Here is a 24,457-nt window from a genome sequence, read left to right as displayed (position 1 = left end):
TTGTAAAGGAGGACGACATGGCACAAGGCGCTTTTGTCATCATACAAAATGACGGGCGGGACATATTGCTCGTAAAACGAAAAGACATTCCCTTATGGGATTTGCCCGGGGGCAGGATTGAAGAAGGTGAAACATCTGAAGCCGCAGCCGTCAGAGAGGCCTTCGAAGAAACCGGTTATAACGTGACCATCCTGCAAAAAGCCGGTGAGTATGAAAGGCCGGCATTTGAAGATACACAACATGTATTCATCGGAGCCATTAATGGGGGAACTCCGCTGATGAACGGGCCGGAAACCGCCGCTTTACGCTGGTTTTCCCCAAACCGGCTGCCGCTGTTCATGGTGCCGAACAGAAAACGGCAAATAAAAGACGGACTCAATGGGGCGGCAAATCAAAAGGCAGTCCTTAAAGACCGAAATCTGTTATCCATCCTTGATCTGCTAAGAAAAAAGCTGAGAGTATAGCTCGTGTTTCAACCTGTATGAAAAAGGGGATGAATACAGGTAAAAGGAGGATGCAGTATGCCAAGTAAAACAGCAGGACACGTAATGACGGAGCTGCTTGAACAATGGGGAGTCGGTCATATATACGGCATTCCCGGAGACAGCATTAATGAATTTATCGAAGAACTGAGACATGAACGGAATAACCTGACATTCATCCAAACCCGGCACGAAGAAGTCGCAGCCCTGGCAGCCGCGGCTGAGGCAAAACTGACCGGCCAGATCGGTGTCTGCCTTTCAATCGCAGGACCGGGGGCCGTTCATCTGCTGAACGGTTTATACGACGCCAAAGCGGACGGCGTTCCGGTGCTGGCGATTGCGGGACAGGTGGCTTCCGATGAAATCGGCCGTGACAGCTTTCAGGAAATCAAATTAGAGCAAATGTTTGAGGACGTGGCGGTATTCAACCAGCAAGTACATACGGCAGAAGCGCTGCCCGATCTTCTGAATCAGGCGATCCGCACGGCTTACAGCAAAAAAGGCGTTGCCGTTTTAACTGTTTCTGATGATTTATTCGCGCAAAAAATCAAACGGGAGCCGGTTTACACATCGCCGATATACCTCAAAGCTGATATAGAGCCGAAAAAAGAACATCTCGTGACATGCGCGCAATATATTAACAACGCAAAAAAACCGGTCATTCTCGCCGGCCAAGGGTTAAAATCAGCAAAAGAGGAGCTGCTCGCATTCGCCGATAAAGCGGCCGCTCCGATTGTCATTACCCTTCCGGCAAAAGGCGTCGTGCCTGACAGCCATCCCCACTTTCTCGGGAATCTCGGGCAAATCGGCACAAAGCCCGCCTACGAAGCAATGGAGGAATGCGATCTGCTGATCATGCTCGGCACATCGTTCCCATACAGGGATTATCTCCCGGATGATACGCCCGCCATTCAGCTTGATTCGGATCCGGCGAAAATCGGCAAGCGCTATCCCGTCAATGCGGGAATCGTCAGTGATGCGGCTCTGGGGCTGAAAGAGCTGACGGAATACATTGAATATAAAGAAGACAGAAGATTTTTGGACGCCTGCACCGAGCACATGAAGCATTGGTGGAAGGAAATCGAAAAGGATGAAACCGAAGCGACTCATCCGCTCAAGCCGCAGCAGGTCATTGCCCGGCTTCAGGATGCGGCCGCAGAGGACGCCGTCCTGTCAGTGGATGTCGGAACGGTTACGGTGTGGATGGCCCGCCATTTTAAAATGAAGAAGCAGGACTTTATCGTCTCAAGCTGGCTCGCCACGATGGGGTGCGGGCTTCCGGGAGCGATTGCCGCAAGCCTTGCCGAACCTGAGCGGCAGTCCATCGCCATTTGCGGAGACGGCGGATTTTCAATGGTGATGCAGGATCTGCCGACAGCTGTTAAATATAAACTGCCGATTACGGTTGTCATATTAAACAACGAAAATTTAGGCATGATTGAATATGAACAGCGGGTCAAAGGCAACATTGACTACGTCACCCAGCTGCAAAATATGGATTACGCCGCTTTTGCAGAAAGCTGCGGGGCAAAAGGGATCAAAGTGACGAAACACGAGGAATTGGCTCCCGCTTTTCATGAAGCGCTCAACTCAAATGAGCCGGTCGTCATCGACGCCGTCATCGGCGACGAGCCGCCGCTTCCGGGAAAAATCACTTACGGTCAAGCGAAGGGCTTCAGCAAATACATGCTGAAAAACTTCTTTGAAAACCAAAAAATCGAAATGCCGTCACTCAAGAAAAGCTTAAAACGGCTGTTTTAAAAAATAAAAATAAACAGGCAGCATGCCTGTTTATTTTTTAGTTATTTACCCAGATAAGCCATAGTAAAAGTCCTGCTTTTTATTTTAGGCTTTTCTTCAATAAGGTCATCCCGGGTTAAATGGAATAGGTCAGCCAAGTTCCAAGAGAGCCACCCATCTTTTCATAGAATTTTTGTGCACGGTAATTATCGGATGCAGTTATCCACGACATATGCGCATACCCGTTTTCTTTTGTAAATGTTTCGCATCTTTTAAACAGTTCTTTGGCTGCTCCTGTACCTCTTGCTTTTTCTATCACGATTTTATCTGCTTTCGTCGTAAAACTAAAATATAATGTTGCAAAGCCAATAAGTTTCCCATCTTGTTCAGCAACGAATTGAATACCCCTGTTCTTCTCAAATAACATTTCAATCAAATGATGTATCTTTTCAATCGGTGGCTTAGGTCTTTTATAAAAATCCACGATATATAAATACATTAAATCGGTCAATTGTTTTACATCATAGTGTTCTGCGCTTCTGATTATCATATGTTTCCCTCCTCACTCTTTTTAAATTTTTGTTATACAAAACTTACGAAAATATTCTGAATAATTAAATATTTTATATTGGTTTTGAATCGGTTTGTTGTTTAAGAAAAAATAAGAAGGCGGAATCATTCTCATGAAGCGCTTAACTCAAATGAGCCGGTCGTCATCGACGCCGTCATCGGCGACGAGCCGCCGCTTCCGGCATTCAGCATGAGGATATGTATTTAACGCCCGCTCTATTACTTTAAGGAGGAAACAGAATGCAAGCAGTCAAACAATTTTCATTCAATCCGGAAGTATCGGGCTGTTTTTTAATCCGTTAAATTAAATTCAACTTTTAGAGTCTCAGCTGTGCGAGAAGGCTTTATAGTCAAGGCTTTTTTCACTGGTGTACTTATGTGTTGCACGATAAAATTGCAATAACTGAAAGGAGGGGTGCAAGTGATAAAAAGAAAAAGGACTCAGAGGAGTTTAGATAATGGATGAAAAAAAGAAAGAGGTTCAAAGAAAATATAGAGAAGAGATTAAGAGAAAGAAACAGCAAAAAGAAGATGATAAAAACTTCACAAGAGAAGCCTTTATTGTTGTGACGATAATCGTGCTATTTATTTTTTTGAATTTCATGTTCAAAAGTTTTTAACAAAAAATCCCTGATCCCCCTGATCAAATAGTAAAACGGTTGGCCCGAGATTTTCAGATTCCTGCCGGGTCCATTGCAAAAACAGCCTATACTATTAAATCATTGGTCTTTAAAGATGATACAAGCCTTTATGACATGATATTAAAGGCATTGAAGCAAACAAAAAAAACAGACCGGTCATAATTATCAGTTATATGCTTCAAAGGGTAAGCTTTGTCTCAGGGCTTGGCCTGACCCGTCGGAAGTTTGGGTATTAGAGACGGGCGTAAACATCACAGGATTTCAGTATAGCACCTCAATTAATGAGACAGCTACGAAGGTCAAACTCCGGCGCCAGAAAGACAATAAGACGTACACTGCCACTGCAAAAGATAATTCAGGAATTAATAAATACGGGGTTCTGCAGTATGTGGAAACTGTCTCGGATAATATTAATCAGGCGCAGCTTCAGCAGCGAGCGAACGTACTCCAATCACAGAAAGAAGGTGTGAAAAAGGAATTAAAGAGTATTCAAGCAATTGGTATTCCTGATTTGCAGAGCGGGCTTCCGGTGTATATTTCTATTCCGGAAGTGGGCGTAAAGAAAACATATTGGATTGATTCCGACAAGCACGAATTCAAAGGCAGCTCCCACACGATGACAATTGATGTGGTTGAGAAAAACACAATTCCGGACGGGGCTTCATCATGAGGTTAAGCGAAGCAATTAAACATCTGGCTGTCGGTGCTGTTGGCTCTGAGTCGCCGGTGGATATTATGCCGGCTGAAGTGGTTTCCTTTTCACCTATTGAAATAAGGTTTAATGAAAATGACAAATTAATAATACCCTCTGATTTGATTATTGTTCCAAAGCGTCTGCGGGTCGGTGAAGAAGAAGCGTTGAATACTGGTGAACGTGTGATGGTTGTCTCCTTAAAAGGCGGGCAATCATTTTTTATTCTCGATAAAATTTAATGATAGTAATCCTGAAAAAATAAATAATTGTAAAGGCCTAATCTATGCCTTAAAATAACTATAATATTTTGAAAATTTTATCCGAGGTGGGTTATGAAAACTATTGGTCTTATTGGCGGAATGAGTTGGGAATCTTCAGCTGAGTATTATCGAATTATCAATGAAGAAATAAAAAAGAAGTTAGGAGGGCTTCACTCGGCAAAATGCCTTTTATACAGTGTTGATTTTAAGGAAATTGAACATTATCAATCCATAGGAGCTTGGGATAAAGCAGGTGAAGCTTTAGGTCAAGTTGCAAGATCATTAGAAAAAGCAGGTGCAGATTTTATTGTAATATGTACAAATACTATGCATAAAGTTCTTGGATATATCCAAGAAATGATCACTATACCTATTTTGCATATTGCCGATGCAACTGCAGAACAAATTATTAGACAAGACATTCGCTCAGTAGGATTGCTAGGTACTAAATATACGATGGAACAAGATTTTTATAAATCACGTATCGCGTCTCATGATATTAATGTCATTGTTCCTGATGATGATGAAAGAGAATTGATAAATAATATTATTTATCAAGAACTGTGTCTGGGTGAAATTAAACAGTCTTCCAAAAACATTTATAAGAAGATCATAAATAATTTGGTGGGTAGAGGAGCAGAAGGAATCATTCTTGGATGCACTGAAATTGGACTATTAGTAAAGGTAGAGGATTCAGAGGTGCCATTATTTGATACGACTTTAATCCATGCTCAAAAAGCAGTAAATAAATCCCTTTCGATTTCTTCTTAGAATGATTACTTCTTATATTTTAAAACCGCTCTTTAGAGCGGTTTTTATTATGGTTCATTCAATCAATAAATGGAGGACGTTATAGGAGTGATTTTTTCTTGAACCTTTCCCCAGAAATTGAATTTGATGATATTGAAGATGACAGTGAAGTAATAGAGACATCGCGCACATATAGAATTGACTTTGAAAATGGGCGAATTACTAACGAGCTGATCGCAGGGCTTGAGGAATTAAGCAATTTGTTTATATGGCCCTGTATACAGAGCGGTATTCCTATTCTATTTTCAGTCATGACATTGGAAATGAGCTTCAAGAGGTTTTTTCTGACAACGAGACAACAGACGCATATAAAAAAATGGAGATCCCGAGACTGATCGAAGAAGCTTTAATTTATGATGATCGAATTTCTTCAGTCACTGATTTTGAGATTGATAAATCAGGTAATAGGTTCATAGTTTCTTTTATCGTAGAGACAGACGAGGGCACTGTGGAGATCAAGGAGATGCTTGGCGAGGATGTTTGAAGATCAAACGTTTGAGGAGATTATGGATCGTATGCTGTCCCGTATTTCTGCGGATATTGATACAAGAGAAGGCAGCGTCATTTACAATGCGCTCGCGCCTGCGGCCGCTGAGCTCGCAAAGTCATATATTTGGCTTGATACAGTGCTGGAGCTCGTGTGATCCGGAATCATTTCAAAACGAAAGAGAAGCCCGAGGATTATTAAAAAACAGTCCCTAATTTGTCCGCTTATTTTTGAACATTTGATCCAAGATGAACATAAAGAGGGTGAATAAGAAGGACACCGTAATCATATCTATCAGAAATATATTAGAGGTTCTTTTTATTAATAGCAGCCATACCACCTGCAAAACTAAAGAAATAGAAAAATAGGATATATATGTCATTATTCTCATATTTGTTACCCCCTTAGCCTAATTTCTCTTTTGTGATCTCATCCAAATTAGTGAAAAGGATATCCAATCCCGAAAATAAGAAAGTGATGAACAATGAAAGAAGAATTTCTCCACCTTGAAATATAGATATGTTCTCAATGATATGATTGGAAACGTATTGGATTGAGAAGTAAACAGCAGCCCATGCAAAAATGAATTCAAGGATATAGGCTGACCAAGCAGGCAATGTCAAAACATGAGTCATTCCTTTTACAATTGCTGTAAGGATAAGCATATAAACTAAAGCTAAGATACTTACGACGACAGAAAATATGTATAAGTCTGAAAGTGAACCATAGATGATATATTCTCCGAAAAAATGATTTACAGTTATAGCTGCAAAATACATAACTAGGCTGGGTACAGTTATAGCCAAGAACAGGGAGAATCCAATAAGTACGATGAATGCTGCATGAGCTAAGCGGTTGGGCGGTGTATCCACGATCTCTTTTTTTAATAGAATCATAAAAATAAGAGATGAAATCACAAGGCAGCATAAGAAAGTGAGCAGAACAGTAAAAAAGACAGTCATGTGACATCTCCAATGAAAAAGTGCTATTAGAGTGAATCTAACAGCACTTTGCATTACTTCATACGTATTTTCCTGACGATCATTTATGAATGATTTTAAAATGCTTTCATTGCTAAAGTTGTCAATTGAGCGAGGTTTTTAGCCTGGCTGTCAGAAAGTCCGGACTTTTTAAGTGAAAGATAAAGATTCTTTTCCACGTCAGCCCAGCTTAAGGCGACATACTCGTTCAGCATTTTCTTTAAAACCGGTTCGATGTGTTCATTGAAAACGGATTCGAGTTCATTTCTTATTTTCTTTCCTGCTAATTTTTCAACAAGATTGAATAATTTTGTTTTATTTTTCAGCACTTCTCTGATTACATCTTTGACTGGTTTTGACACAGATGCATCGCTTTGTGCTTTAAGTCCGTAGGAAAATTGCGTATCAGTCTGATAAAAAAATGATTTGGTCGTTCCAGTGGCATTGGCAGTATTATTATGATTTTCTTTAGCTAAGGATGCGGGGACAAAAGCAGTAGTTACAAGGGCTAAAGATGCGGCAAACAGAATGCCTTTAGCTGCGTGTCTAATGGGAAATCCTCCTTTAGAAATGTAGTGTAGAGAGAAATGAAAGACTATGTATTTAGGCGGGACCGATATGATCCGCTTTGAACATTTTCCCCTCTCAGATACCATTCTATCAATAGGTATTTTTGGGGTAAATAGGATTTTAATACAGTATTTTTCTTATAATTCAAAATCTTCTTTAGTAGGATTCATTTTGGCTGCAGTTTCGATGAGATGGGACATGGGCTGGAGCCTATATAACACATGTACAGGCTGATTGAGGCGGAATCACATTATCGGAGCGGTTTATAATTTAGGGTTAATGAATAAAAATAAACAGGCGGCATGCCTGTTTATTTTCGTTTGCGTGAAAGAGCGAAGAAAAACGGGAAGGCGGAGCCGGCCAATAACGTACCGAATAAAAACATGCCCCCGATGAACACATGATAGTTCACCCCGCCGATCCAAAGCCCCGTGATTAAGGAAACGATGCTTAATGCGATCATCAAAAAGCCGGGAATCAGACGTTTCTTACCCGTTGTCCGATAAGCAAAAAGAGAACAGAAGATGCCGATGACAATCGGCACAATCCACAGATAAAAAAGGATAAATACTGACATAAGCAAAACTCCGATTTTTCTTCTATCATACCAAAAACGCCCGGAAAAAGATACGAACGGCACCCGGCGTCAAAAGAAAAACCGGCCATTGCGGCCGGTTTTTTTCTAACGGAATGAATCGTAGATCACAAACAGATTAAGCGCGATCACCAAAACCGCAATCAGCCAGGCGAGAGCCGTCACCCATTTTCGGTTCGTCAGGGCGCCCATCAGGCGTTTGTTGCTTGTAAACATAATCAGCGGCACGAGCGCAAAGGAGATGCCGAATGAAAGAACGACCTGGCTCCATACGAGCGCTTCTGTGGCGTTGACCCCCGAGATAATGATGATCATCGGCGGAATGATGGTAATGAAACGCCGCAAATAAAGCGGGATACGGTAACGGATGAAGCCCTGCATGATAATATCGCCTGACAATGTGCCGACAGAAGAGCTTGAAAGCCCTGCGGCCAGCAGCCCGATCCCGAAGAGAATGGCTGAAGCCGGTCCGATATAGTGGCCGAATTGCTGATAAGCCACGTCTAAATCTTCTACATACAGCCCGTTCTTGAAGAAAAGCGCGGCAGCGACGATGAGCATGCTTGCGTTAATCGCCCCGGCGATCACCATCGCGATGAGAATGTCAATCGTCTCGAATCTAAAAATCTTTTTCCGCTCACTATCCGTTTTTCCGACGACACGGCGCTGTGTCAGTGCGGAATGTAAGTAAATGGCATGCGGCATCACGGTTGCGCCGAGTATCCCGGTTGCCAAGAGCACACTGTCCATTCCGTCAATTTTCGGGATAAACAGCCCCTCGAGAACGGAGGCGGCGTCAGGTTTGGCAAAGAAGGTTTGCAGAGCGAAGGCGATCACCACGACGAACAGAAGTCCGGCAATGCCCGCTTCCAGCGCCCGGTAACCCCGGCGCTGCAGCTCTAAAATCGCGAATGATCCGATCGCCGCGATAATGGCCGCTTCAACCATCGGTATGCCGAACAGCAGGTTGAGTCCGAGCGCCGCCCCGATAAATTCTGCCAGATCAGTTGCCATAATCACCAGTTCACCCTGTATCCACAGCCCGGCTGATACCCATTTCGGATACCGGTCTCTGGCGATTTCCGGAAGGTTTTTACCCGTGGCAATGCCGAGCTTCGCGGAAAGAACTTGAATTAAAAAAGCCATCAAGTTTGAAAAGAGGATGACCCACAGCAGCATATACCCATACTTCGAACCAGCTGAGATATTCGTAGCGAAGTTTCCCGGATCAATGTAGGCAATCGCCGCGATAAAGGCGGGGCCTAAAAAAGGCAGAAGCCGCTTGAATCCCTTGCTTTTGCCGTCAAGTGCATCCTGCACGGCTTTTGCTTGCAGTGATTGTGCTGAGATGTCTTTGCTCATTATGTCTCACCTAAATTCCGATAGATTTTTAGCTAAATAACAAAAAGTTTCCTAGATGCAAATTATTTTATCTACATCATAAATCCGCTATTATAAGATGTCAAGTTCTTTATGTTCAATAAACCGGCACATTGATGCCCTGTTTTATCTATGATATGTATCCCGCCGAAGAAAGGTCCGAAAATGAAAACGGCATCGTTCCGGGAAAGAAGCGATGCCGTTCGCAAAGCGTGTTTCCGCGTCGGATCATGCGCGGATGCGTGGAGCGTTCTTTTAAAAAGGTGAAAAGAGGACACTTGCCTATATAACTTCACAACTTTCTGTCCGCCCAACTGATTTGAGAAAAAGACGCTGTATTTCCTCCGTTTTCCCGGGTAAATAGAATAATAATGTTTCTTTCCATTGGAAGATAAAACCTTTCTGTACCATTCAAATGACCTCCGGAAAAACTCCGGCCGCTCTGAATAAACGTTTGAATCAACGATATTTCAGTGATTCCAGTCTAATAAACCGCTGTTATCTATCAAAAAAAGAATCGGCATGGTCACTTGCGAAGAAAAGAAGTTGGAGCATTAGACTTATTTCAGTCTCCCGGGCGAAAAAGTATAATAACGTCAGGAAAGCTTTCCGGCCATATGATAAAAGAGGGGGAATTTTCTTGGTACGTCGTTTGTCGATCATTTCTTTAGCCATGATTTTTGCTGTTTCTTTATTCGCTTTTGGCGGCTCTGCATCAGCAGCAGCTTTCAAACCTAAAGCTGAACCGGACGTTTCCATTTTAGCCAGCGGGGGCACAGTCGGTATTTACGGTGCTAATATGCGCTCATGCTCTAAGGTCAGCTGTTCAACGATCACAACATTCTCAAGCGGTAAAAAAATTACTGGTTCTTGGGTAACCGGAGAATATGTTCAAGGCCACTACACCAATTCCAATAAATGGCTGAAGGTCACGTATGCAGGAGCGACAGGCTACGTTTCAGTCACCACTTTATCCTATTATTACGGTTTATAATCAGAAAAACCTCGTTCTCTTGAGAGCGGGGTTTTTCCTTTATTCCGATTCAATTTCCGCGTTTCGTTTCATCATCGTGTTCCATCAGCTGATCGATTTCTTCCTTAGAAGCGTTTTTTTTCCACTCTTTCGCCTGACTTGTCGCAATGGGAATAGCCCGTCCTTCTTCATAACCCTCATCTACCATCGCATTCGCGATTTCGATCGCTTTTTTCTTCACAGGTTCCTCGAGATTCTTCAATGATTGCGGATAATCCTTCATAGACCAAGGCATGTCTATCACTCCTTTATGAAAAGTGTTTCCCGCCTGAAGAAAAAGAAAACCGCCTCATCAAAAAGAATGACAGCTATTTTTACGAGAGACCAGCAATTTCTGAATAAAATATAAAGGATAAAGAAGCAAGTACAGATTGAATGCCCACCACATAAGATCAAAATCACCGATAAATACCCAAAAGGCTATCGCTTGCAGGCCTGAACAAAAGGTCAGCACAAGTGATATTAATGCGAAAGAGCGCCATAACGCATGTTTCCGTTTATAAAGAAACAAGCTGTACAGCCCGGTTATCGAAATGAAAATATCTAAGGGAAAGAATGACCAGTTCCAGGCCATGATCATGGCGTTATCATAATCTTTAAACACCATGTTTTTTGGAATCCACTCAAAAAAAGTAACAATCCAATAAACGATAAATCCAATATCTGTAATGAGGAAGAGAACCTTTAACCCTTTCATCATCTGTTTCTGTCCGTATGAACGCTGATGCCGTTTGATGACGTTTCACTTTCAGAAATAAAGTTTAAGGAAACGACACCGATGATGATCAGAAGAACAGAGACGGCTTTTATGACAGAGAACTGTTCATGAAAGAAAAAAATTCCGATCACGGAAATCAGCACGATCCCCATCCCCGACCAGACCGCATACGCGATGGAGACACTTATATATTTCAAAGTCAAAGTAAGAAAACAAAGGCTGCCGATATAAAACAATAATAATAAAATACTTGGGACAAGTTTTGTAAATCCATTTGATAATTTCATGCTGACCGTACCCAATACTTCAAAAATGATCGCTAAACTTAAATAAATCCATTGCATTCAACATTCTCCTTCAATCGTATTATTCAAAATTATACAATATACAGAATTTGAAGGAAATTAAACAATGGGATGTTTTCCGGATAAAAAATCCGTCCGGGTGTAAAAAGAAAACGCCATAAAGGTATACTATGAAGAAAGAAATCAGAAAGGACGTGCAGGACGGGTGACAGAAGAGCGGACAGACCTGGAAAGACAACTGAGAGACATTCAAAAATGGGAAAAGGCGCAGCAGAGGGTGATGTTCTGGCAAACATTCACCCGCTTGCCGTTTCAGCTTTTGGACAAGCTGACACCGCAATTTATTCAGAGGAAAATCGGACTCATTCTCGATGAAACGGGAACGTTTATTCAGTCAGGCGGACAGTACCTGACATCAGAAAAGCGCATCATGAAAAAGTTTCAAAAACGGCTGCCGCACGGTACATGTCAAACGCTTCACGACATCCGCAATGCGCCGCTTGCCGTCATGGACGAAATCGCAGAAGCCATAGCGCGTACAAGCGTAAAGGCCGCGACGGTGCAGGGAGCCGCAACGGGAGTCGGCGGCGTATTCACGCTGGCGGCAGACATTCCGGCGATGCTCGGCCTGTCCTTAAAGACGCTGCAGGATATCGCGGTTGCTTACGGCTTTGATCCGAAAGACAAAAAAGAACGCGTGTTTATCGTCAAATTGCTACAGCTTGCATCCAGTGACGTCATCGGAAAAAAAGCGATCCTGCAAGATTTACGGCAATATGATCAAAACGACCGCGCCTATCAGCGCGTCGCCTCGCAAATCCAAGGCTGGCGGGAAGTCGTTTACAGCTATCGCGATACGTTCGCCGCGAAAAAACTGCTGCAAATGGTTCCGGCCGCAGGCATCATCTTCGGCGCGTCCGCCAACCGTTCAGCTTTAGAAAGCATCGCGGAAACAGGCATCATGCTTTATAAAAAACGCCGGATTCTAAAACGCATGAAGGATACAGAATGATAAAAAACCACCCGAAAACACATTCAATGTGTTTTCTTTGTTTAGCAGTTCTGAAATCGGGAAACCAACAACCAACACCAATTAAAGGAGGAATTCAAAAATGGCACAAGATAATAACAAAATGAGCAGAGAAGAAGCAGGTAAAAAAGGCGGAGAAGCGACAAGTAATAACCATGACAAAGAATTCTATCAGGAAATTGGTCAAAAAGGCGGAGAAGCCACTAGCAAAAATCACGACAAAGAATTCTATCAGGAAATCGGTGAAAAAGGCGGAGAAGCCACAAGCAAAAATCACGACAAAGAATTCTATCAGGAAATCGGTGAAAAAGGCGGAGAAGCCACTAGCAATAACCATGACAAGGAATTCTATCAAGAAATCGGCCAAAAAGGCGGAGAAGCCACTAGCAAAAATCATGACAAAGATTTTTATAAGGAAATCGGCCAAAAAGGCGGAAACAGACGAAGCAGCTAATAAAAGCATAAAAGGCAGACAACCTGCAGATCAAAAGCGATCCGGCGTATCAGCTGGATCGCTTTTTATTTTGGGAAAATCTTGATCTGAGCCGCCGTTGCGATACAATAAATGAAAAAGGGGTTTTTCACTCGTGTCTGACATGCTGAATTTGCTCGCTATCGCCAATAAAGTCAAAGAAAAACACGACAATTTTTCAATCGCGGAGATCAATGACCACTGTGTGCGCCTCGCAGTGTTTACGGGAGAATATGACTGGCACCATCACCCTGACTCAGATGAATGGTTCATCGTTCTGGAAGGGGAGCTGCTGATTGATTTTAAGGACAAAGAAACCGCAGTGCTCAAGGCAAATGACAGCCTGCTCATCCCGAAAGGCACGATTCACCGCACCCGCTCTTACGTCAGAACCGTGAATCTTTGTGTCGAGCATACGCATGCGAAAACAGTCATCACAGAGGAATTGTCATGCTGATCAAAAAGATTGTATGTGAAACAGACGCTGCAAACGCTGAAGCATTTGCGCAAGCACAGTCAAGGTGGGGAGCATTATCATGTGTAAATGGCTTCGTCAAACAGGCCGGCGGGTGGCGGAAAAACGCAGACGGCCTGTTCATCGCAGAGATCATCAGCGTTTGGGAGAACAGACAGGCCTATGGTGATTTTATGGAGAACGAACATGACCGCATATACGAAGAAAACGAGCAGAAGGCTGCGATTCATTCAATAGAAGTGATGCTGTATGAAGAGGATGAAGCTATCATTCACGAGCTGTTACATCACCCGGACATCCGATACGAACCGGACTGGACGGTTCTGAAGGCATAATGAAAGCCCAAAACAGTTTGTTTTGGGCTTGTGTCTTTACTCGCGTCCGGGAAGCGTATTGTGGACATACGGCGGGACGGGATCCAGCTTAGCTATTTCGCCGTGCGCTTTCGGTTCCTTTTCGTATTCAAATGGTTCTCCGTCCGGCGCTGTTTCCTTCAGCCAATTTTGTTCAGCGCTTTCTGCTCCATCTGAGAAATGAATGAGCTTATGGGAGAATGACTGTTTTTCCAGCGCCTTCGGGAATGTGGAAGGAACGATCGGACCTTCCTGTTCTTCTAATTCTTTAATGGCCGCAAGCCATTGGTTTTGATGCATGGTATCGCGGGCCAATAAAAAGCTGAGCATATCTTTCACGCCTTTATCATCGGTCATTTCATACAGGCGTGCGACTTGAAGCCTTCCTTGTGATTCGGCGTTCAGATTGGCGCGGAAGTCTGCCAGAAGGTTTCCGCTTGCGACGATATAGCCTGCGCTCCACGGAACGCCCGTGCTGCTCTCCGGCATTGCGCCGAGTCCTGAGACAATTGCATGATGCGGATTCATCCCGCCTAAAATGGACCCGATGACCGGATCATCAGCCGCTTTTTCCTGCTCTGCCAGCGGGGCGTCTTCTAACAGTCTCGCAATCATCGTCGCGATCATTTCGACATGGCCGATTTCTTCCGTCGCGGTATCCATCAGAAGATCCTTATATTTTTCATTGCCCCGTGTATTCCATCCTTGGAACAAATATTGCATGGCGACGGATATTTCCCCGTATTGTCCCCCTAAAATTTCCTGCATCTTTTTTGCGAACAGCGGGTCAGGACGATCCGGTTTAGCCGGATGCTGCAGTTTTTTCGTATGTGTAAACATGTCTCCATCTCCTTTTTTTGCTCTGTCCCTATTTACTTCCCCGGCGGGAAAAGGGTTGAAACGGAGATGGGCGTATTGGTCCTGCTAAGGCTCGCGGCGCAAGGATAACAAATCCTGCACAAGCCCGCGGCCGATCACCTGTTCATATTGTCCGTAAATCGGGTCGAGGCGTTTCATCCATGTGTTCTTTTCCGCTTTGCTCAGCACATGAATATGAATGGATGAATTCTTCTTTATCTCTTCAAGCTGGTCTTTATTCATTTTCTCAGCGGAGGCTTCGTTCCATTCCGTCGTTTCTCTCATCGCCTCCGTTAAGATGGTTCTCGTTTTTTCTGTCTGCGAATTCCAGAAATGCTCGTCGGTCATCACGGCATAACCGAGGTACCCGTGATTGCTGATTGTCAAATAATGTTGAACATTATAAAATTTTTTAGAATAGATATTTGAAATCGTATTTTCTTCTCCGTCTACGAGATTGCTTTCCAAGAGCTGAAACGTGGAATTAAAGGAATCCTGCCGCGGGCGCGCGCCGAGCAGGCGGTACTGGTCTTCGATCACGCTGCTCGGCATGATCCTGAGCGCCTGTCCTTTCAAATCGTCCGGAGTGAAGATCGGCCCTTTATTTGACGTAAGCTGCTTAAACCCGTTCGTCCAGTACGCCAGTCCTTTCAAATGATGCATTTCTAATGAAGCGAACAGGCGTGTGCCGATTTTGCCGTTGAGGCCTTCTTGCACGGCTTTATAGTTTGTAAACGCGTACGGCAGATCCAAAACACCCCATTCGGGAGACAGTGATCCGAGCTTTGAGGTGGAGGGAGCGATGAATTGCACGTCCCCGTTTTGGAGGGCGTTTATTTCTTCATTATCTGAATAGAGGCTCCCGTTTGGAAACACCTCTACTTTAATGGTGCCGCCGGACTTTTGATAGACCAGGTCGGCAAACTTATTCGCCGCCCGCCCTTTTGGCGTGTTTTCAGCAACGACATGGCTGAATTTGAAAACGATTTGATCTTTCAGGCCTTCCTGTTCGTCATCATAATACGGTTCTTCCGTTGAGAAACGATCATGAAAGCCGATGAATAAAGCGGTTCCGATACCGAGTACCATCAGGCTGAGACAAGTCAGCAAGCTTTTCATCGAAAACCCCCTCCGCCATTTTCTATAACAAGCATAATCGGGCGGGCCGTTTTCGTAAAGAGACGGAAAGGAAGAGGCCAATGACGAAAAAAAAGCTCACCATCCGCTGGAAAATCACCATACTTTCGTATATCGTCGTGCTTTTTACCTTTTTGATCGTCGGCATCGTGCTGATCGGCAATATTCAGCATACAGAGGAGCGCGAGCTGAAAAAACGGCTGATGAATACCGCGCGGACGGTATCTGAGATGACCGATGTCAAACGCGCCCTCGAGCAGAAAAAACAAAGGGAAGACGTGCGCCATGCGGTCGAAGAAATAAGGATCATCAATGAAGCGGACTACATCGTCGTCATGGATATGGATCATATCCGCTATTCACATCCCGTCAGCACAATGATCGGAAAGCGTTCAAGGGGTGAGGACGAAGCCGCGGCGTTCGCCGAGCACATTTATTTTTCCGAAGCAAAGGGAGAAATCGGCACCGCCGTCCGCGCTTTTTATCCCATTAAAGACCGGGATTTGAATCAGATCGGGGTCGTTCTGGCCGGTAAAACGCTGCCCGGATTCGGTGAAATTCTTCTTCAGCTGAAACATGAAATACTGTTTATCGTTCTGCTGGCGCTCGGGTTCGGACTGGCCGGCTCCTTTTTGCTGGCCCGCCACATCAAAAAACAAATGTTTTGGCTGGAGCCCCATGAGATCGTGAGAATGTATGAGGAACGGACCGCTACGTTTCATTCGATGAATGAGGGCGTCATCGCGATCGATAATCAGCATCACATCACCATTTTTAATGAAAAAGCGAAGCAGATATTCAATGTCAGACAAGAGACCGATGGCAGGCTGATCTGGGACGTGTTAAAAGATTCGCGGCTCCCTGAGATCGTCGAGCGGAACCGAGCCGTATATAATGAAGAAATCCAAGTCAGCGGAAAGGTGATCATGAGCAGCAGAATTCCGATCGTCATGAAAAAGAAGGTCATCGGAGCCGTCGCCATTTTTCAGGACAGGACGGAAGCGGCGAAAATGGCGGAAGAACTGACAGGTGTGAAAAATTTTGTCGATGCGCTCAGAGTTCAAAATCATGAACATATGAACAAGCTTCACACCATCGCGGGACTGATTCAGCTCGGAAAATCAGAAAAAGCGCTCCAGCTTGCTTTTAAGGAATCATCAGAACAAGAAAGCGTCACCGATTTTCTTCATCAGGCCATTCAGAATGACGCTGCGGCGGGGCTGCTGTTAAGCAAAATCAAAAGAGGAAAAGAGCTTGGCATTTCTGTGAAAATTGATGAAAACAGCAGTTTCTCGGCATTTCCGGAGCATGTCGACCAGCATGACATCGTCGTCCTGCTCGGCAATTTAATTGAAAATGCGTTCGGCGCATTCGAAACAGCGGACACGGAGGACAAACATATTGACATCAGTATCGAGCAAAATGATGAAGTGCTTGCTATATTAATAGAAGACAACGGAAGCGGGATTTCCGATCAGCACATCCCGCGCCTTTATGACAAAGGGTTTACCGTCAATAAAACGGGAGGAACGGGATACGGCTTGTACCTCGTCAAACAAATCGTCGACAAAGGGATGGGCGTTATTGAAGTCGACACACGGCAGGGACAGGGAACGGCATTTTCTATTTTATTTCCGATGAAGGGGGAGGAATCATTCGATGGACATCAAGGTGCTGCTTATTGAAGATGATCCGATGGTGCAGGAGGTGAATAAAGAATTTATCACCGGTGTTTCGGGGTTCAGCGTCATCGCCACAGCCGCTGACGGAGACGAGGGAATCAGGCTTATTAAAGATCTGCGGCCCGGGCTCGTGGTATTAGACGTATACATGCCGAAAAAAGACGGAATTAAAACGCTCCAGGAAATCAGAAAACAAAAGCTCGAAGTGGACGTCATCATCGTCTCGGCCGCAAAAGACAAAGAAACAATCCAGCTTATGCTGCAAAACGGTGCGGCCGACTATATTTTGAAGCCGTTTAAGCTGGAGCGGATGAGACAGGCGCTCGAAAACTATAAACAATATAAACGGAAAATTGAAGAGCATGACACCATGTCGCAAGAGCAGCTTGACATGCTGCTTAAAATTCCGCAAAATCCGTCCCGGGATCTGCCGAAGGGGTTAAATCATTTTACGATGAATGAAATTTTGACCTATATGAAACAGCAGACGGAGCCGCTTTCAGCTGAAGAAGCCGCCAAAGCGCTCGGAATCGCCAGGGTGACAGCGCGGCGTTATCTTGATTTTCTTGAGAAAGACGGCCAGATTAAGCTCGACATTCAATACGGGGGAGTGGGCCGGCCGGTTAACCGCTACAAATTCGTCCGCTAGCCGAGACCAAAAAGACCAAAATGTCCGTTATGATCATAAGCTTCCCCCCTTCGCTTGAAAACGCTATCATTTTCGTGTAGACGCAGCGAGAGGCAAGGGGGAGTAGGGATGAAAATTTTCAAAAATCTTACGGTGCAGGTCATCACGGCGGTGATCATCGGCGTCATTGTCGGACTCGTATGGCCTGAGGCCGGGAAGCAGATGAAGCCGCTCGGCGATACATTTATCAATGCGGTAAAAATGATTATCGCACCGATCATATTCCTGACGATCGTGCTTGGCATCGCCAAGATGGGAGACATGAAAAAAGTCGGCAAAGTCGGGGGAAAAGCATTTATTTATTTTGAAGTCGTGACCACCATCGCCCTTATTATCGGACTTCTGGTCGTCAATATCATGAAACCCGGTGAGGGGCTTGATTACAGCAAGCTTGAAAAAGGGGATGTCTCTCAGTACACGCAAAACGGGGGACAGGGGATTGACTGGATTGAATTTATCACTCACATCGTTCCGTCAAATATGGTTGACGCTTTCGCAAAAGGCGACATTCTTCAGGTCTTATTCTTTTCTGTTTTATTCGGTGTCGGCCTGGCGGCGCTCGGTGAAAGAGGCAAAAGCATTATTGATTTCTTCGATAAACTGTCGCACGTTTTTTTCAAAATCATCGGCTACATCATGCGCGCGGCGCCGATCGGCGCATTCGGGGCCATGGCCTATACGATCGGGCACTTCGGCCTTGATTCCATCAAGCCGCTGGCGAGTCTGATGCTGTCTGTATACGTTACGATGTTCCTGTTTGTATTTGTCGCTTTGAATATCATTTGCAAACTATTCGGTTTCAGCTTGTGGAACTATCTCCGTTTTATTAAAGATGAACTGCTCATCGTTCTCGGCACAAGCTCTTCTGAGTCCGTCCTTCCGCGGATGATGGATAAAATGGAGCGCTACGGCTGTTCCAAATCGGTTGTCGGCCTTGTCATTCCGACGGGATATTCTTTTAACCTGGACGGCACCTCGATTTATCTGTCCATGGCGACGGTTTTTCTGGCGCAGGTGTTCGGCGTTGACCTTACCATCGGCCAGCAGGTTACGATCATTCTCGTGCTGATGCTGACATCAAAAGGCGCGGCGGGCGTAACCGGAAGCGGATTTATCGTGCTCGCCTCCACTTTATCGGCGCTTCAGGTTATTCCGCTGGAGGGGCTGGCGCTGCTCCTCGGCGTCGACCGCTTTATGAGTGAAGGAAGGGCGATCGTCAACCTGATCGGAAACGGAATCGCCACCATCATCGTAGCCAAGAGCGAAAATGAGTTTGACGAAGCGAAAAGCACACAGGCCGTTAAAGAAATGAAAACGGCGGTATAAAAGGAAAGGAACGGCATGCATCGGGCATGCCGTTCTTTTTTTCGGCCGCCATGAGTAAAAAAGATAAATTTGTTTAAATTTATTAGGAGGTGGACAAAGACCTTAGCGTCATTTTGTTATATAATTTACAATTAGAGAGTGAAAGATGAAATCTAAGGGCTTTTTGTCCTAGCAGGAGTGTATAAATGGCGGCTATTTTTAAATTTTTTCAGCATCCGGGTGTCAGACGTTTTTCCGTTTTTCTTGTTTTGACTGGGGTGTTAGTTGTATTCCAAAGTATGATTAATTTGATTTTGCTTACGTTTATTTTTACTTTTCTGATGGATCGGCTGGAGACTGTCATCCGGCACGTGTTGAACCATTTTTTCCGGATCAGCCAGAGGGTGGTCATCACCGTTTTATATATTGCGCTGGCTGTCGGGGCGACTGTCGGAGGCTTTGTCTTTTACCCGATTGTTGCCAAGCAGATTGAACAGCTGATTAAGCAGATCAAGCACATCGCGTATCATCCCGATGTCATCCCGTTTTATGATGAGATATCGAGCGTGTTCGGCGATATCAATATCGGTTCCTATGTAAAAGAAGGTTTTAATGTACTGTATACATACTTGGCCGATATCAGCACTTTCGGTTTGCAGGTCGTGATGTCACTGATTCTCAGCATGTTTTTCCTGTTCGAGAAAAAGCGGCTCACGGAGTTTATGAAAAAATTTCAGCACAGCAAGCTGTCTGTTTTTTACTACGAACTTGCTTATTTCGGCAGCAAGTTTGCGAGAACATTCGGCAAAGTGCTTGAAGCCCAATTTATTATCGCGCTGGTGAACTGTATCCTCACCTTGATCGCATTGGCGATTCTGCATTTTCCGCAGCTGTTCGGCCTGTCCATCATGGTCTTTTTCCTCGGGCTCATTCCCGTTGCGGGTGTGGTGATTTCGCTCATTCCGCTCAGCATCATCGCATATACGACGGGCGGCGCAGCGTATGTCATCTACATCGTGCTGGTCATTTTCGTCATCCATGCGATTGAGACGTACTTCCTTAATCCGAAACTGATGTCAGCGAAAACGGAACTGCCGATCTTTTTTACCTTTACAGTTCTGATTTTCTCGGAACATTTCTTCGGCATTTGGGGCTTGATTATCGGAATTCCGATTTTTGTGTTCCTGCTTGATATTCTGGATGTCGTCAATAATGAAGAGAAGGAAAAAAACGGACCGGTCCCGGATAAGACATAACGTCGGCTCCGGCTCTTCACGAATATATGACTAATGTTATAATGCAGACAGTGCCTTTGTACGGGCACTGTTTATTTTTTGTGAAAAAGGAGGAAGGCTGTATGACTGAGCCGATTTTACATATTGAAGGCCTTGACAAAACAATAGGCAAAAAGCACATTTTAAAAAACATCAGCATGGATGTCAGGCAGGGCGAGATCATCGGTTTGCTCGGTCCGAACGGGTCGGGAAAAACCACACTTATCCGAATCATCGTCGGTCTTTTAAAGAAAAACAGCGGCACGATTACAATTAACGGCTTTCAGCACGATGCTGATTTCGAAAAAGCGCTTGAATCCGTCGGAGCGATCGTGGAAAATCCTGAATTCTACCCGTACCTGACGGGGTGGGAAAATCTGAAGCACTTTGCCAACATGCACAAAAACATCAAAGAGGACAGGCTTCAGGAAGTCATCGAGCGGGTCGGGCTCACAAATGCCGTTCATGACAAAGTTAAAACGTATTCCCTTGGCATGCGTCAGCGTCTCGGGATTGCGCAGGCCATTCTTCACCGTCCGAATCTGCTCATTTTAGATGAACCGACAAACGGGCTTGATCCCGGCGGAATGAAGGATTTCCGCGATCACTTAAAGGAACTCGCGGAGCTTGAAGGGACGAGCATCCTTTTTGCGACGCATTTATTGCGTGAAGTGGAGGACCTTTGCGACCGTGTCATCATCATTCAAAAAGGTGAGATCAAAACAGAGGTTGTTCTGCGCGGCGCTGAGGAAAAAGAAGAAAAAGCCGTCCTCGACATTCAGCCGGCTGACGAAGCATTCGAATGGCTGTCCCAACAGCAATTTGCTCCGGAGAAAAACGGCGGGGGCATTACCGTCACCGTAGCGAAGAAGGACATCCCGGCATTAAACCGTGCGCTCGTCGGACAAGACTTTCTCGTGTATTCCATCATGCCGTATGCGGAATCGCTGGAGGATGAATTCATGAAAGTGACGACGGCGCTTCAAGAGGAGGAGGAGACGAATGTTTAAATTGACAGCGAATGAGCATATGAAACTCTTTAACCGAAAAGTCTCATTAGTGGCGCTGATTCTGATGGCCGTTCTCCAATTTATTATGGCGCTTGTCATTAAACGGCTTGTCATCAGTTCCGGAACGGATGAGAATTTCATCGGCTATATGGCGTACGCGCCCGGGCTGAATATTCTGCTTGAGGCATTAACGATCGTGATCGCGGCAACGATCATTTCCGCTGAATTTGATAAGAAAACGATCAAATTTTTGTTAATCCGCCCGGTAAAGCGGGAGCGGATTTTTGTATCTAAACTCATTACCGTATTTTTGGTCAGCTTGTACCTGTATGCGGCGTACTATATTCTGTCTCTGCTGTTCGGCATGGCTTTCTTCGGCGTGTCGGTGACATCTGAATCAGGGACGCTTCTTATGAACACCTTGAAAGTAATCGGCACGAACTGGGTCGAGGCGTTTGCGATGGCATGCTTTGGCTTGTTGTGTTCTTCTGTATTCCGAAACAGCGCAACGGCCGTCATTTTGTCATTTATCGTGCTGTACGGCGCAAAATCACTCGTGACGATTATGTCGCTCTTCCAAAACAAATGGGGAAGTTTTCTGCTGTTCGCAAATACTGACCTGACGCAATATATGAGCGGGGCGAAACCGCTGTTTGCGGGAATGACGCCGTTATTTTCCGCAGGCATTATCATTATCCATATCGTATTCTTCTTAGCCGTCGCTTGGTGGAGCTTTTGCAAACGCGATGTTCGGGTATAAAGTAAAGGAATGACATTTTTGTGAAAAAGATCACGATAAATCAATAATTTATGCTATTTTGATTTATAATAAAGGTAATGACGGAGGTGCTCACTTGAGAAATTTTATTACCGCATTACCGATTGTGTTATTGCTTGGTTTTTCCTTTGTGTCATTCATGTTCCAATTCGAACATCTTGTTTATTTCAGGCTTGCGCTGGGTTTGTTTTCTACAGTGGGGCTGTTTCTCTTATATAAAATGAAGTCGGGATTCCGTTATTTCATCATCTACCTGTATGCAAGCTGGATCGTGCTTGCGGCAGTTACCGCGTTTGAAGAGCCGATTTTTTCAAGCTTTTTCTTTGGCGGGCTTGTGATGACGATGGGTTATCTCACATATATGCTGATTTATCTCGGGCTTAAGCAGGACCGCGGCCCGGAAGCAGTCTGAACGCGCTATTCCATGGAATAGCGTGTTTTTTTGTACAGCCTCACAGTTGCGAAACGAGACTTGAATCTCTATAATACTTATTAACTTTATCGGAATTATAATGGGGGGATTCCAGTGTCTTTATGGATACAGAATGAACGGCAGAGGGAATGGATGGAAAAAATCGGCCTGCTTGCAGACGAATTTCAAAAAACAGCCGCGCTTGATGATGAGGCGGGCCGTTTTCCCGCGGAGAAAATTCAAAGACTGCGCGACGCAGGATATACGGCGTTAACGGTACCTGAGGTATTCGGCGGTGCAGGCATTCCCGTTTATGATATGGTGCTGTTTCAGGAACGGCTGGCGCGAGGAGACGCGGCCGTTGCTCTCGGAATCGGCTGGCATTTATCCGTCATGGGTGAGCTCGGAGAAGGAAACAGCTGGGATGAAGATGTCTTTTCATTTATCACAGAAGAGGTGAAAAAGGGAGCTGTCCTGAACAGGGCAGCGACGGAACGGCAGACCGGCAGTCCGACGAGGGGAGGAAGACCCGGCACCTCCGCTGTCAAAAAAGACGGAAAATGGGTGCTGAACGGCCGAAAAACCTTTACAACCCTTTCACTGACTTTGGATTATATGCTTGTGACGGCATGGATTGAAGAAAAACAAACGACCGGTGTTTTTCTCATTCATAAAGATCAGGCAGGCGTTTCAGTCGAGGAAACATGGGATATGATTGCCATGAAGGCGACCGGAAGCCATGATCTCCTTTTAGATCATGTCACGGTCAGTGACGAGCGGCTTGTGGAGCTTATCAGCGGGCCGAGAGCGGCGAAAGTGAATGGCTGGCTGCTTCACATTCCGGCTGCTTATCTGGGCATCGCTCAAGCGGCAAGGGACTATGCCGTCCGGTTTGCATCCGAATATTCGCCGAACAGCCTGAACGGACCGATTAAAGACGTGCCGGCCGTTGGGCAGCGTGTCGGGGAAATGGAGCTTGAATTGTTAAAAGCGAGACAGTTTCTCTTCACGGCGGCGCAAATGTATGATGACCCGAAACGCCGTCCTTTCATCAAAAGCGAGCTTGGCGCCGCAAAACATATTGTGACAAATGCGGTCCTTTCTGTTGTTGATAAAGCAATGAGAATCACCGGCGCAAAAAGCCTGGAGCGAAACAATCCGCTTCAGCGGTATTATCGGGATGCCCGGGCCGGCCTTCACAATCCGCCGATGGACGATGCGGTCATCGGCAAATTAGCGGCGGAAGCCTTTGAGCAATAAAAAAAGAGCCTGAAAAAGGCTCTTTTTATGTATGGCTGTTGTGCCGGAGCAGTTTTTGATGCTTGCGGTCAATTCTGTCATAGATCACATTCATCAGCTTTTGATTATTCATAATGGCCGCCTTGTTTTCTTTTATCAGCTGTTCGTATGTTTTTATTTTACGTTTCGCCATGAGCCCGCACCTTCCTTACATATTTGTATTCGCTTTCTAATTCTCCGAGCGATAATTCATATAAATGCCGTTCCGACTTTTTGTATATTCCGTTATTGATCAGCAAATGGATCAGATGTTTTTTTCGTCCTTCAACTGATGATCTGAGCTGAGGAGAAGACCTCATGATTACCCTCCTAATCAAATGATATTGAGAATCATTATCAGTTAATGAAAGTATACAATGGGCATATTCATATGTAAAGGGAAAATACCGCCAATTTTTCGACAAAAAGTTTCCCGGGGA

29 protein-coding genes and 4 pseudogenes are annotated in these 24,457 nt (G+C 44.9%); 21 read left to right on the top strand and 12 right to left on the bottom strand.

The window, feature by feature from the left end:
• Window positions 1–17: 17 nt before the first annotated feature.
• Both AC3WTF_RS10805 and AC3WTF_RS10800 read left to right on the top strand, forming a co-directional pair.
• Complete coding sequence (locus tag AC3WTF_RS10805; RefSeq protein ID WP_007410188.1) at window positions 18–464, top strand: NUDIX hydrolase; 447 nt, start codon at window positions 18–20, stop codon at window positions 462–464.
• Window positions 465–521: 57 nt separating this feature from the next.
• Window positions 522–2,243, top strand: coding sequence for a pyruvate oxidase (locus AC3WTF_RS10800; RefSeq protein WP_014416943.1), 1,722 nt, complete (start codon window positions 522–524; stop codon window positions 2,241–2,243).
• A gap of 115 nt (window positions 2,244–2,358) precedes the next feature.
• Here AC3WTF_RS10800 and AC3WTF_RS10795 read toward each other — a convergent pair whose 3' ends face one another.
• Window positions 2,359–2,772: a GNAT family N-acetyltransferase gene (locus AC3WTF_RS10795; RefSeq protein WP_007410190.1), complete on the bottom strand. Its 414-nt coding sequence runs from the start codon at window positions 2,770–2,772 to the stop codon at window positions 2,359–2,361.
• A 478-nt stretch (window positions 2,773–3,250) separates the two neighbouring features.
• Between AC3WTF_RS10795 and AC3WTF_RS10790 the strand changes: the two genes are divergently transcribed.
• The 6 genes and pseudogenes from AC3WTF_RS10790 to AC3WTF_RS10765 form a co-directional block, all read left to right on the top strand.
• Window positions 3,251–3,412 (top strand): hypothetical protein, encoded by a 162-nt coding sequence (locus tag AC3WTF_RS10790; RefSeq protein ID WP_007410191.1) that lies wholly within the window; start codon window positions 3,251–3,253, stop codon window positions 3,410–3,412.
• Window positions 3,413–3,433: 21 nt separating this feature from the next.
• Window positions 3,434–4,103: pseudogene (locus AC3WTF_RS10785) on the top strand (XkdQ/YqbQ family protein); the annotation flags it as partial.
• Window positions 4,100–4,366, top strand: a complete 267-nt coding sequence (locus tag AC3WTF_RS10780; RefSeq protein WP_047935247.1) for a DUF2577 family protein — start codon at window positions 4,100–4,102, stop codon at window positions 4,364–4,366. The pseudogene AC3WTF_RS10785 and the gene AC3WTF_RS10780, both read left to right, overlap by 4 nt.
• A gap of 93 nt (window positions 4,367–4,459) precedes the next feature.
• Window positions 4,460–5,158, top strand: a complete 699-nt coding sequence (locus AC3WTF_RS10775; protein WP_007410193.1) for an aspartate/glutamate racemase family protein — start codon at window positions 4,460–4,462, stop codon at window positions 5,156–5,158.
• Window positions 5,159–5,256: 98 nt separating this feature from the next.
• Window positions 5,257–5,681 (top strand): annotated as a pseudogene (locus tag AC3WTF_RS10770) (DUF2634 domain-containing protein).
• Window positions 5,674–5,838, top strand: a pseudogene (locus AC3WTF_RS10765) (baseplate J/gp47 family protein); the annotation flags it as partial. The pseudogenes AC3WTF_RS10770 and AC3WTF_RS10765, both read left to right, overlap by 8 nt.
• Window positions 5,839–6,088: 250 nt before the next feature.
• Here the strand turns inward: AC3WTF_RS10765 and AC3WTF_RS10760 are convergent.
• The 4 genes from AC3WTF_RS10760 to AC3WTF_RS10745 all read right to left on the bottom strand — a co-directional run bounded on the left by AC3WTF_RS10760 (window position 6,089) and on the right by AC3WTF_RS10745 (window position 9,194).
• A complete protein-coding gene (locus tag AC3WTF_RS10760) occupies window positions 6,089–6,646 on the bottom strand; it encodes a hypothetical protein (RefSeq protein ID WP_047935249.1) in 558 nt (185 codons plus the stop codon).
• A 95-nt stretch (window positions 6,647–6,741) separates the two neighbouring features.
• Complete coding sequence (locus tag AC3WTF_RS10755) at window positions 6,742–7,320, bottom strand: hypothetical protein (protein WP_020953893.1); 579 nt, start codon at window positions 7,318–7,320, stop codon at window positions 6,742–6,744.
• Window positions 7,321–7,544: 224 nt separating this feature from the next.
• Window positions 7,545–7,811 (bottom strand): hypothetical protein, encoded by a 267-nt coding sequence (locus AC3WTF_RS10750; RefSeq protein WP_014416946.1) that lies wholly within the window; start codon window positions 7,809–7,811, stop codon window positions 7,545–7,547.
• A gap of 105 nt (window positions 7,812–7,916) precedes the next feature.
• Window positions 7,917–9,194, bottom strand: a complete 1,278-nt coding sequence (locus AC3WTF_RS10745; RefSeq protein ID WP_094032124.1) for an Nramp family divalent metal transporter — start codon at window positions 9,192–9,194, stop codon at window positions 7,917–7,919.
• Between the two features lie 655 nt (window positions 9,195–9,849).
• Between AC3WTF_RS10745 and AC3WTF_RS10740 the strand changes: the two genes are divergently transcribed.
• Complete coding sequence (locus AC3WTF_RS10740; protein ID WP_007410203.1) at window positions 9,850–10,203, top strand: hypothetical protein; 354 nt, start codon at window positions 9,850–9,852, stop codon at window positions 10,201–10,203.
• 58 nt (window positions 10,204–10,261) lie between these two features.
• On the opposite strand, the pseudogene AC3WTF_RS10735 reads toward AC3WTF_RS10740, so the two are convergent.
• The 3 genes and pseudogenes from AC3WTF_RS10735 to AC3WTF_RS10725 form a co-directional block, all read right to left on the bottom strand.
• A pseudogene (locus AC3WTF_RS10735) lies at window positions 10,262–10,477 on the bottom strand (DUF2188 domain-containing protein); the annotation flags it as partial.
• Window positions 10,478–10,534: 57 nt separating this feature from the next.
• Entirely contained in the window at window positions 10,535–10,942 is a 408-nt protein-coding gene (locus AC3WTF_RS10730) for a DUF5360 family protein (protein WP_007410205.1), read from the bottom strand.
• Window positions 10,939–11,304, bottom strand: a complete 366-nt coding sequence (locus tag AC3WTF_RS10725; RefSeq protein ID WP_007410206.1) for a DMT family transporter — start codon at window positions 11,302–11,304, stop codon at window positions 10,939–10,941. The genes AC3WTF_RS10730 and AC3WTF_RS10725 overlap by 4 nt, the downstream gene beginning before the upstream one ends.
• A gap of 166 nt (window positions 11,305–11,470) precedes the next feature.
• Here AC3WTF_RS10725 and AC3WTF_RS10720 point away from each other — a divergent pair, with 166 nt between their 5' ends.
• The 4 genes from AC3WTF_RS10720 (at window position 11,471) to AC3WTF_RS10705 (ending at window position 13,577) form a co-directional block, all read left to right on the top strand.
• The gene (locus AC3WTF_RS10720) at window positions 11,471–12,277 is read left to right on the top strand and encodes an EcsC family protein (RefSeq protein WP_012116852.1); all 807 of its coding nucleotides are present in this window, start codon (window positions 11,471–11,473) and stop codon (window positions 12,275–12,277) included.
• 100 nt (window positions 12,278–12,377) lie between these two features.
• Window positions 12,378–12,749, top strand: coding sequence for a glucose starvation-inducible protein GsiB (gene gsiB, locus AC3WTF_RS10715; RefSeq protein WP_012116853.1), 372 nt, complete (start codon window positions 12,378–12,380; stop codon window positions 12,747–12,749).
• Window positions 12,750–12,882: 133 nt separating this feature from the next.
• Window positions 12,883–13,224: a cupin domain-containing protein gene (locus AC3WTF_RS10710; protein ID WP_042634851.1), complete on the top strand. Its 342-nt coding sequence runs from the start codon at window positions 12,883–12,885 to the stop codon at window positions 13,222–13,224.
• Window positions 13,218–13,577, top strand: coding sequence for a DUF4937 domain-containing protein (locus AC3WTF_RS10705; RefSeq protein WP_047935251.1), 360 nt, complete (start codon window positions 13,218–13,220; stop codon window positions 13,575–13,577). Before AC3WTF_RS10710 ends, AC3WTF_RS10705 begins: the two co-directional genes overlap by 7 nt.
• A 36-nt stretch (window positions 13,578–13,613) precedes the next feature.
• On the opposite strand, the gene AC3WTF_RS10700 is transcribed toward AC3WTF_RS10705, so the two are convergent.
• The gene (locus tag AC3WTF_RS10700; protein ID WP_014416954.1) at window positions 13,614–14,435 is read right to left on the bottom strand and encodes a manganese catalase; all 822 of its coding nucleotides are present in this window, start codon (window positions 14,433–14,435) and stop codon (window positions 13,614–13,616) included.
• 84 nt (window positions 14,436–14,519) lie between these two features.
• Window positions 14,520–15,572, bottom strand: a complete 1,053-nt coding sequence (locus AC3WTF_RS10695; protein WP_047935252.1) for a TRAP transporter substrate-binding protein — start codon at window positions 15,570–15,572, stop codon at window positions 14,520–14,522.
• Between the two features lie 80 nt (window positions 15,573–15,652).
• On the opposite strand from AC3WTF_RS10695, the gene dctS reads away from it, so the two are divergent.
• The 8 genes from dctS (at window position 15,653) to AC3WTF_RS10655 (ending at window position 23,999) form a co-directional block, all read left to right on the top strand.
• Entirely contained in the window at window positions 15,653–17,275 is a 1,623-nt protein-coding gene (gene dctS / locus AC3WTF_RS10690) for a two-component system sensor histidine kinase DctS (protein ID WP_014416956.1), read from the top strand.
• Window positions 17,250–17,921: a two-component system response regulator DctR gene (dctR, locus tag AC3WTF_RS10685; protein ID WP_003156219.1), complete on the top strand. Its 672-nt coding sequence runs from the start codon at window positions 17,250–17,252 to the stop codon at window positions 17,919–17,921. Before dctS ends, dctR begins: the two co-directional genes overlap by 26 nt.
• 108 nt (window positions 17,922–18,029) lie before the next feature.
• A complete protein-coding gene (gene dctP / locus AC3WTF_RS10680) occupies window positions 18,030–19,286 on the top strand; it encodes a C4-dicarboxylate transporter DctP (RefSeq protein WP_012116859.1) in 1,257 nt (418 codons plus the stop codon).
• 185 nt (window positions 19,287–19,471) lie between these two features.
• Window positions 19,472–20,521, top strand: coding sequence for an AI-2E family transporter (locus tag AC3WTF_RS10675; protein WP_047935254.1), 1,050 nt, complete (start codon window positions 19,472–19,474; stop codon window positions 20,519–20,521).
• A gap of 101 nt (window positions 20,522–20,622) precedes the next feature.
• Entirely contained in the window at window positions 20,623–21,549 is a 927-nt protein-coding gene (locus tag AC3WTF_RS10670; RefSeq protein WP_007410216.1) for an ABC transporter ATP-binding protein, read from the top strand.
• Window positions 21,542–22,309, top strand: coding sequence for an ABC transporter permease (locus tag AC3WTF_RS10665; protein WP_007410217.1), 768 nt, complete (start codon window positions 21,542–21,544; stop codon window positions 22,307–22,309). Before AC3WTF_RS10670 ends, AC3WTF_RS10665 begins: the two co-directional genes overlap by 8 nt.
• A 94-nt stretch (window positions 22,310–22,403) precedes the next feature.
• Window positions 22,404–22,739 (top strand): hypothetical protein, encoded by a 336-nt coding sequence (locus AC3WTF_RS10660; RefSeq protein WP_007410218.1) that lies wholly within the window; start codon window positions 22,404–22,406, stop codon window positions 22,737–22,739.
• Between the two features lie 114 nt (window positions 22,740–22,853).
• Window positions 22,854–23,999: an acyl-CoA dehydrogenase family protein gene (locus tag AC3WTF_RS10655; protein ID WP_047935257.1), complete on the top strand. Its 1,146-nt coding sequence runs from the start codon at window positions 22,854–22,856 to the stop codon at window positions 23,997–23,999.
• Between the two features lie 25 nt (window positions 24,000–24,024).
• Here AC3WTF_RS10655 and fbpB read toward each other — a convergent pair whose 3' ends face one another.
• Window positions 24,025–24,171, bottom strand: coding sequence for a Fur-regulated basic protein FbpB (gene fbpB, locus AC3WTF_RS10650; protein ID WP_003156206.1), 147 nt, complete (start codon window positions 24,169–24,171; stop codon window positions 24,025–24,027).
• Window positions 24,158–24,337 (bottom strand): Fur-regulated basic protein FbpA, encoded by a 180-nt coding sequence (locus AC3WTF_RS10645; protein ID WP_003156203.1) that lies wholly within the window; start codon window positions 24,335–24,337, stop codon window positions 24,158–24,160. The genes fbpB and AC3WTF_RS10645 overlap by 14 nt, the downstream gene beginning before the upstream one ends.
• Window positions 24,338–24,457: the final 120 nt, after the last annotated feature.

The sequence above is a fragment of the Bacillus sp. EB106-06-01-XG163 genome (assembly GCF_058791615.1).
Note: the sequence above shows the minus strand (reverse complement) of the source record. Positions and strands in the feature narration are given on the sequence as shown.

Coding starts and splice junctions, on each gene's coding strand:
- AC3WTF_RS10805 (WP_007410188.1), top strand. CDS start 18: ATGGCACAAGGCGCTTTTGTCATCATACAAAATGACGGGCGGGACATA.
- AC3WTF_RS10800 (WP_014416943.1), top strand. CDS start 522: ATGCCAAGTAAAACAGCAGGACACGTAATGACGGAGCTGCTTGAACAA.
- AC3WTF_RS10795 (WP_007410190.1), bottom strand. CDS start 2,772: ATGATAATCAGAAGCGCAGAACACTATGATGTAAAACAATTGACCGAT.
- AC3WTF_RS10790 (WP_007410191.1), top strand. CDS start 3,251: ATGGATGAAAAAAAGAAAGAGGTTCAAAGAAAATATAGAGAAGAGATT.
- AC3WTF_RS10780 (WP_047935247.1), top strand. CDS start 4,100: ATGAGGTTAAGCGAAGCAATTAAACATCTGGCTGTCGGTGCTGTTGGC.
- AC3WTF_RS10775 (WP_007410193.1), top strand. CDS start 4,460: ATGAAAACTATTGGTCTTATTGGCGGAATGAGTTGGGAATCTTCAGCT.
- AC3WTF_RS10760 (WP_047935249.1), bottom strand. CDS start 6,646: ATGACTGTCTTTTTTACTGTTCTGCTCACTTTCTTATGCTGCCTTGTG.
- AC3WTF_RS10755 (WP_020953893.1), bottom strand. CDS start 7,320: ATGGTATCTGAGAGGGGAAAATGTTCAAAGCGGATCATATCGGTCCCG.
- AC3WTF_RS10750 (WP_014416946.1), bottom strand. CDS start 7,811: ATGTCAGTATTTATCCTTTTTTATCTGTGGATTGTGCCGATTGTCATC.
- AC3WTF_RS10730 (WP_007410205.1), bottom strand. CDS start 10,942: ATGATGAAAGGGTTAAAGGTTCTCTTCCTCATTACAGATATTGGATTT.
- AC3WTF_RS10725 (WP_007410206.1), bottom strand. CDS start 11,304: ATGCAATGGATTTATTTAAGTTTAGCGATCATTTTTGAAGTATTGGGT.
- gsiB (WP_012116853.1), top strand. CDS start 12,378: ATGGCACAAGATAATAACAAAATGAGCAGAGAAGAAGCAGGTAAAAAA.
- AC3WTF_RS10705 (WP_047935251.1), top strand. CDS start 13,218: ATGCTGATCAAAAAGATTGTATGTGAAACAGACGCTGCAAACGCTGAA.
- AC3WTF_RS10700 (WP_014416954.1), bottom strand. CDS start 14,435: ATGTTTACACATACGAAAAAACTGCAGCATCCGGCTAAACCGGATCGT.
- AC3WTF_RS10695 (WP_047935252.1), bottom strand. CDS start 15,572: ATGAAAAGCTTGCTGACTTGTCTCAGCCTGATGGTACTCGGTATCGGA.
- dctS (WP_014416956.1), top strand. CDS start 15,653: ATGACGAAAAAAAAGCTCACCATCCGCTGGAAAATCACCATACTTTCG.
- dctR (WP_003156219.1), top strand. CDS start 17,250: ATGGACATCAAGGTGCTGCTTATTGAAGATGATCCGATGGTGCAGGAG.
- dctP (WP_012116859.1), top strand. CDS start 18,030: ATGAAAATTTTCAAAAATCTTACGGTGCAGGTCATCACGGCGGTGATC.
- AC3WTF_RS10675 (WP_047935254.1), top strand. CDS start 19,472: ATGGCGGCTATTTTTAAATTTTTTCAGCATCCGGGTGTCAGACGTTTT.
- AC3WTF_RS10670 (WP_007410216.1), top strand. CDS start 20,623: ATGACTGAGCCGATTTTACATATTGAAGGCCTTGACAAAACAATAGGC.
- AC3WTF_RS10665 (WP_007410217.1), top strand. CDS start 21,542: ATGTTTAAATTGACAGCGAATGAGCATATGAAACTCTTTAACCGAAAA.
- fbpB (WP_003156206.1), bottom strand. CDS start 24,171: ATGGCGAAACGTAAAATAAAAACATACGAACAGCTGATAAAAGAAAAC.
- AC3WTF_RS10645 (WP_003156203.1), bottom strand. CDS start 24,337: ATGAGGTCTTCTCCTCAGCTCAGATCATCAGTTGAAGGACGAAAAAAA.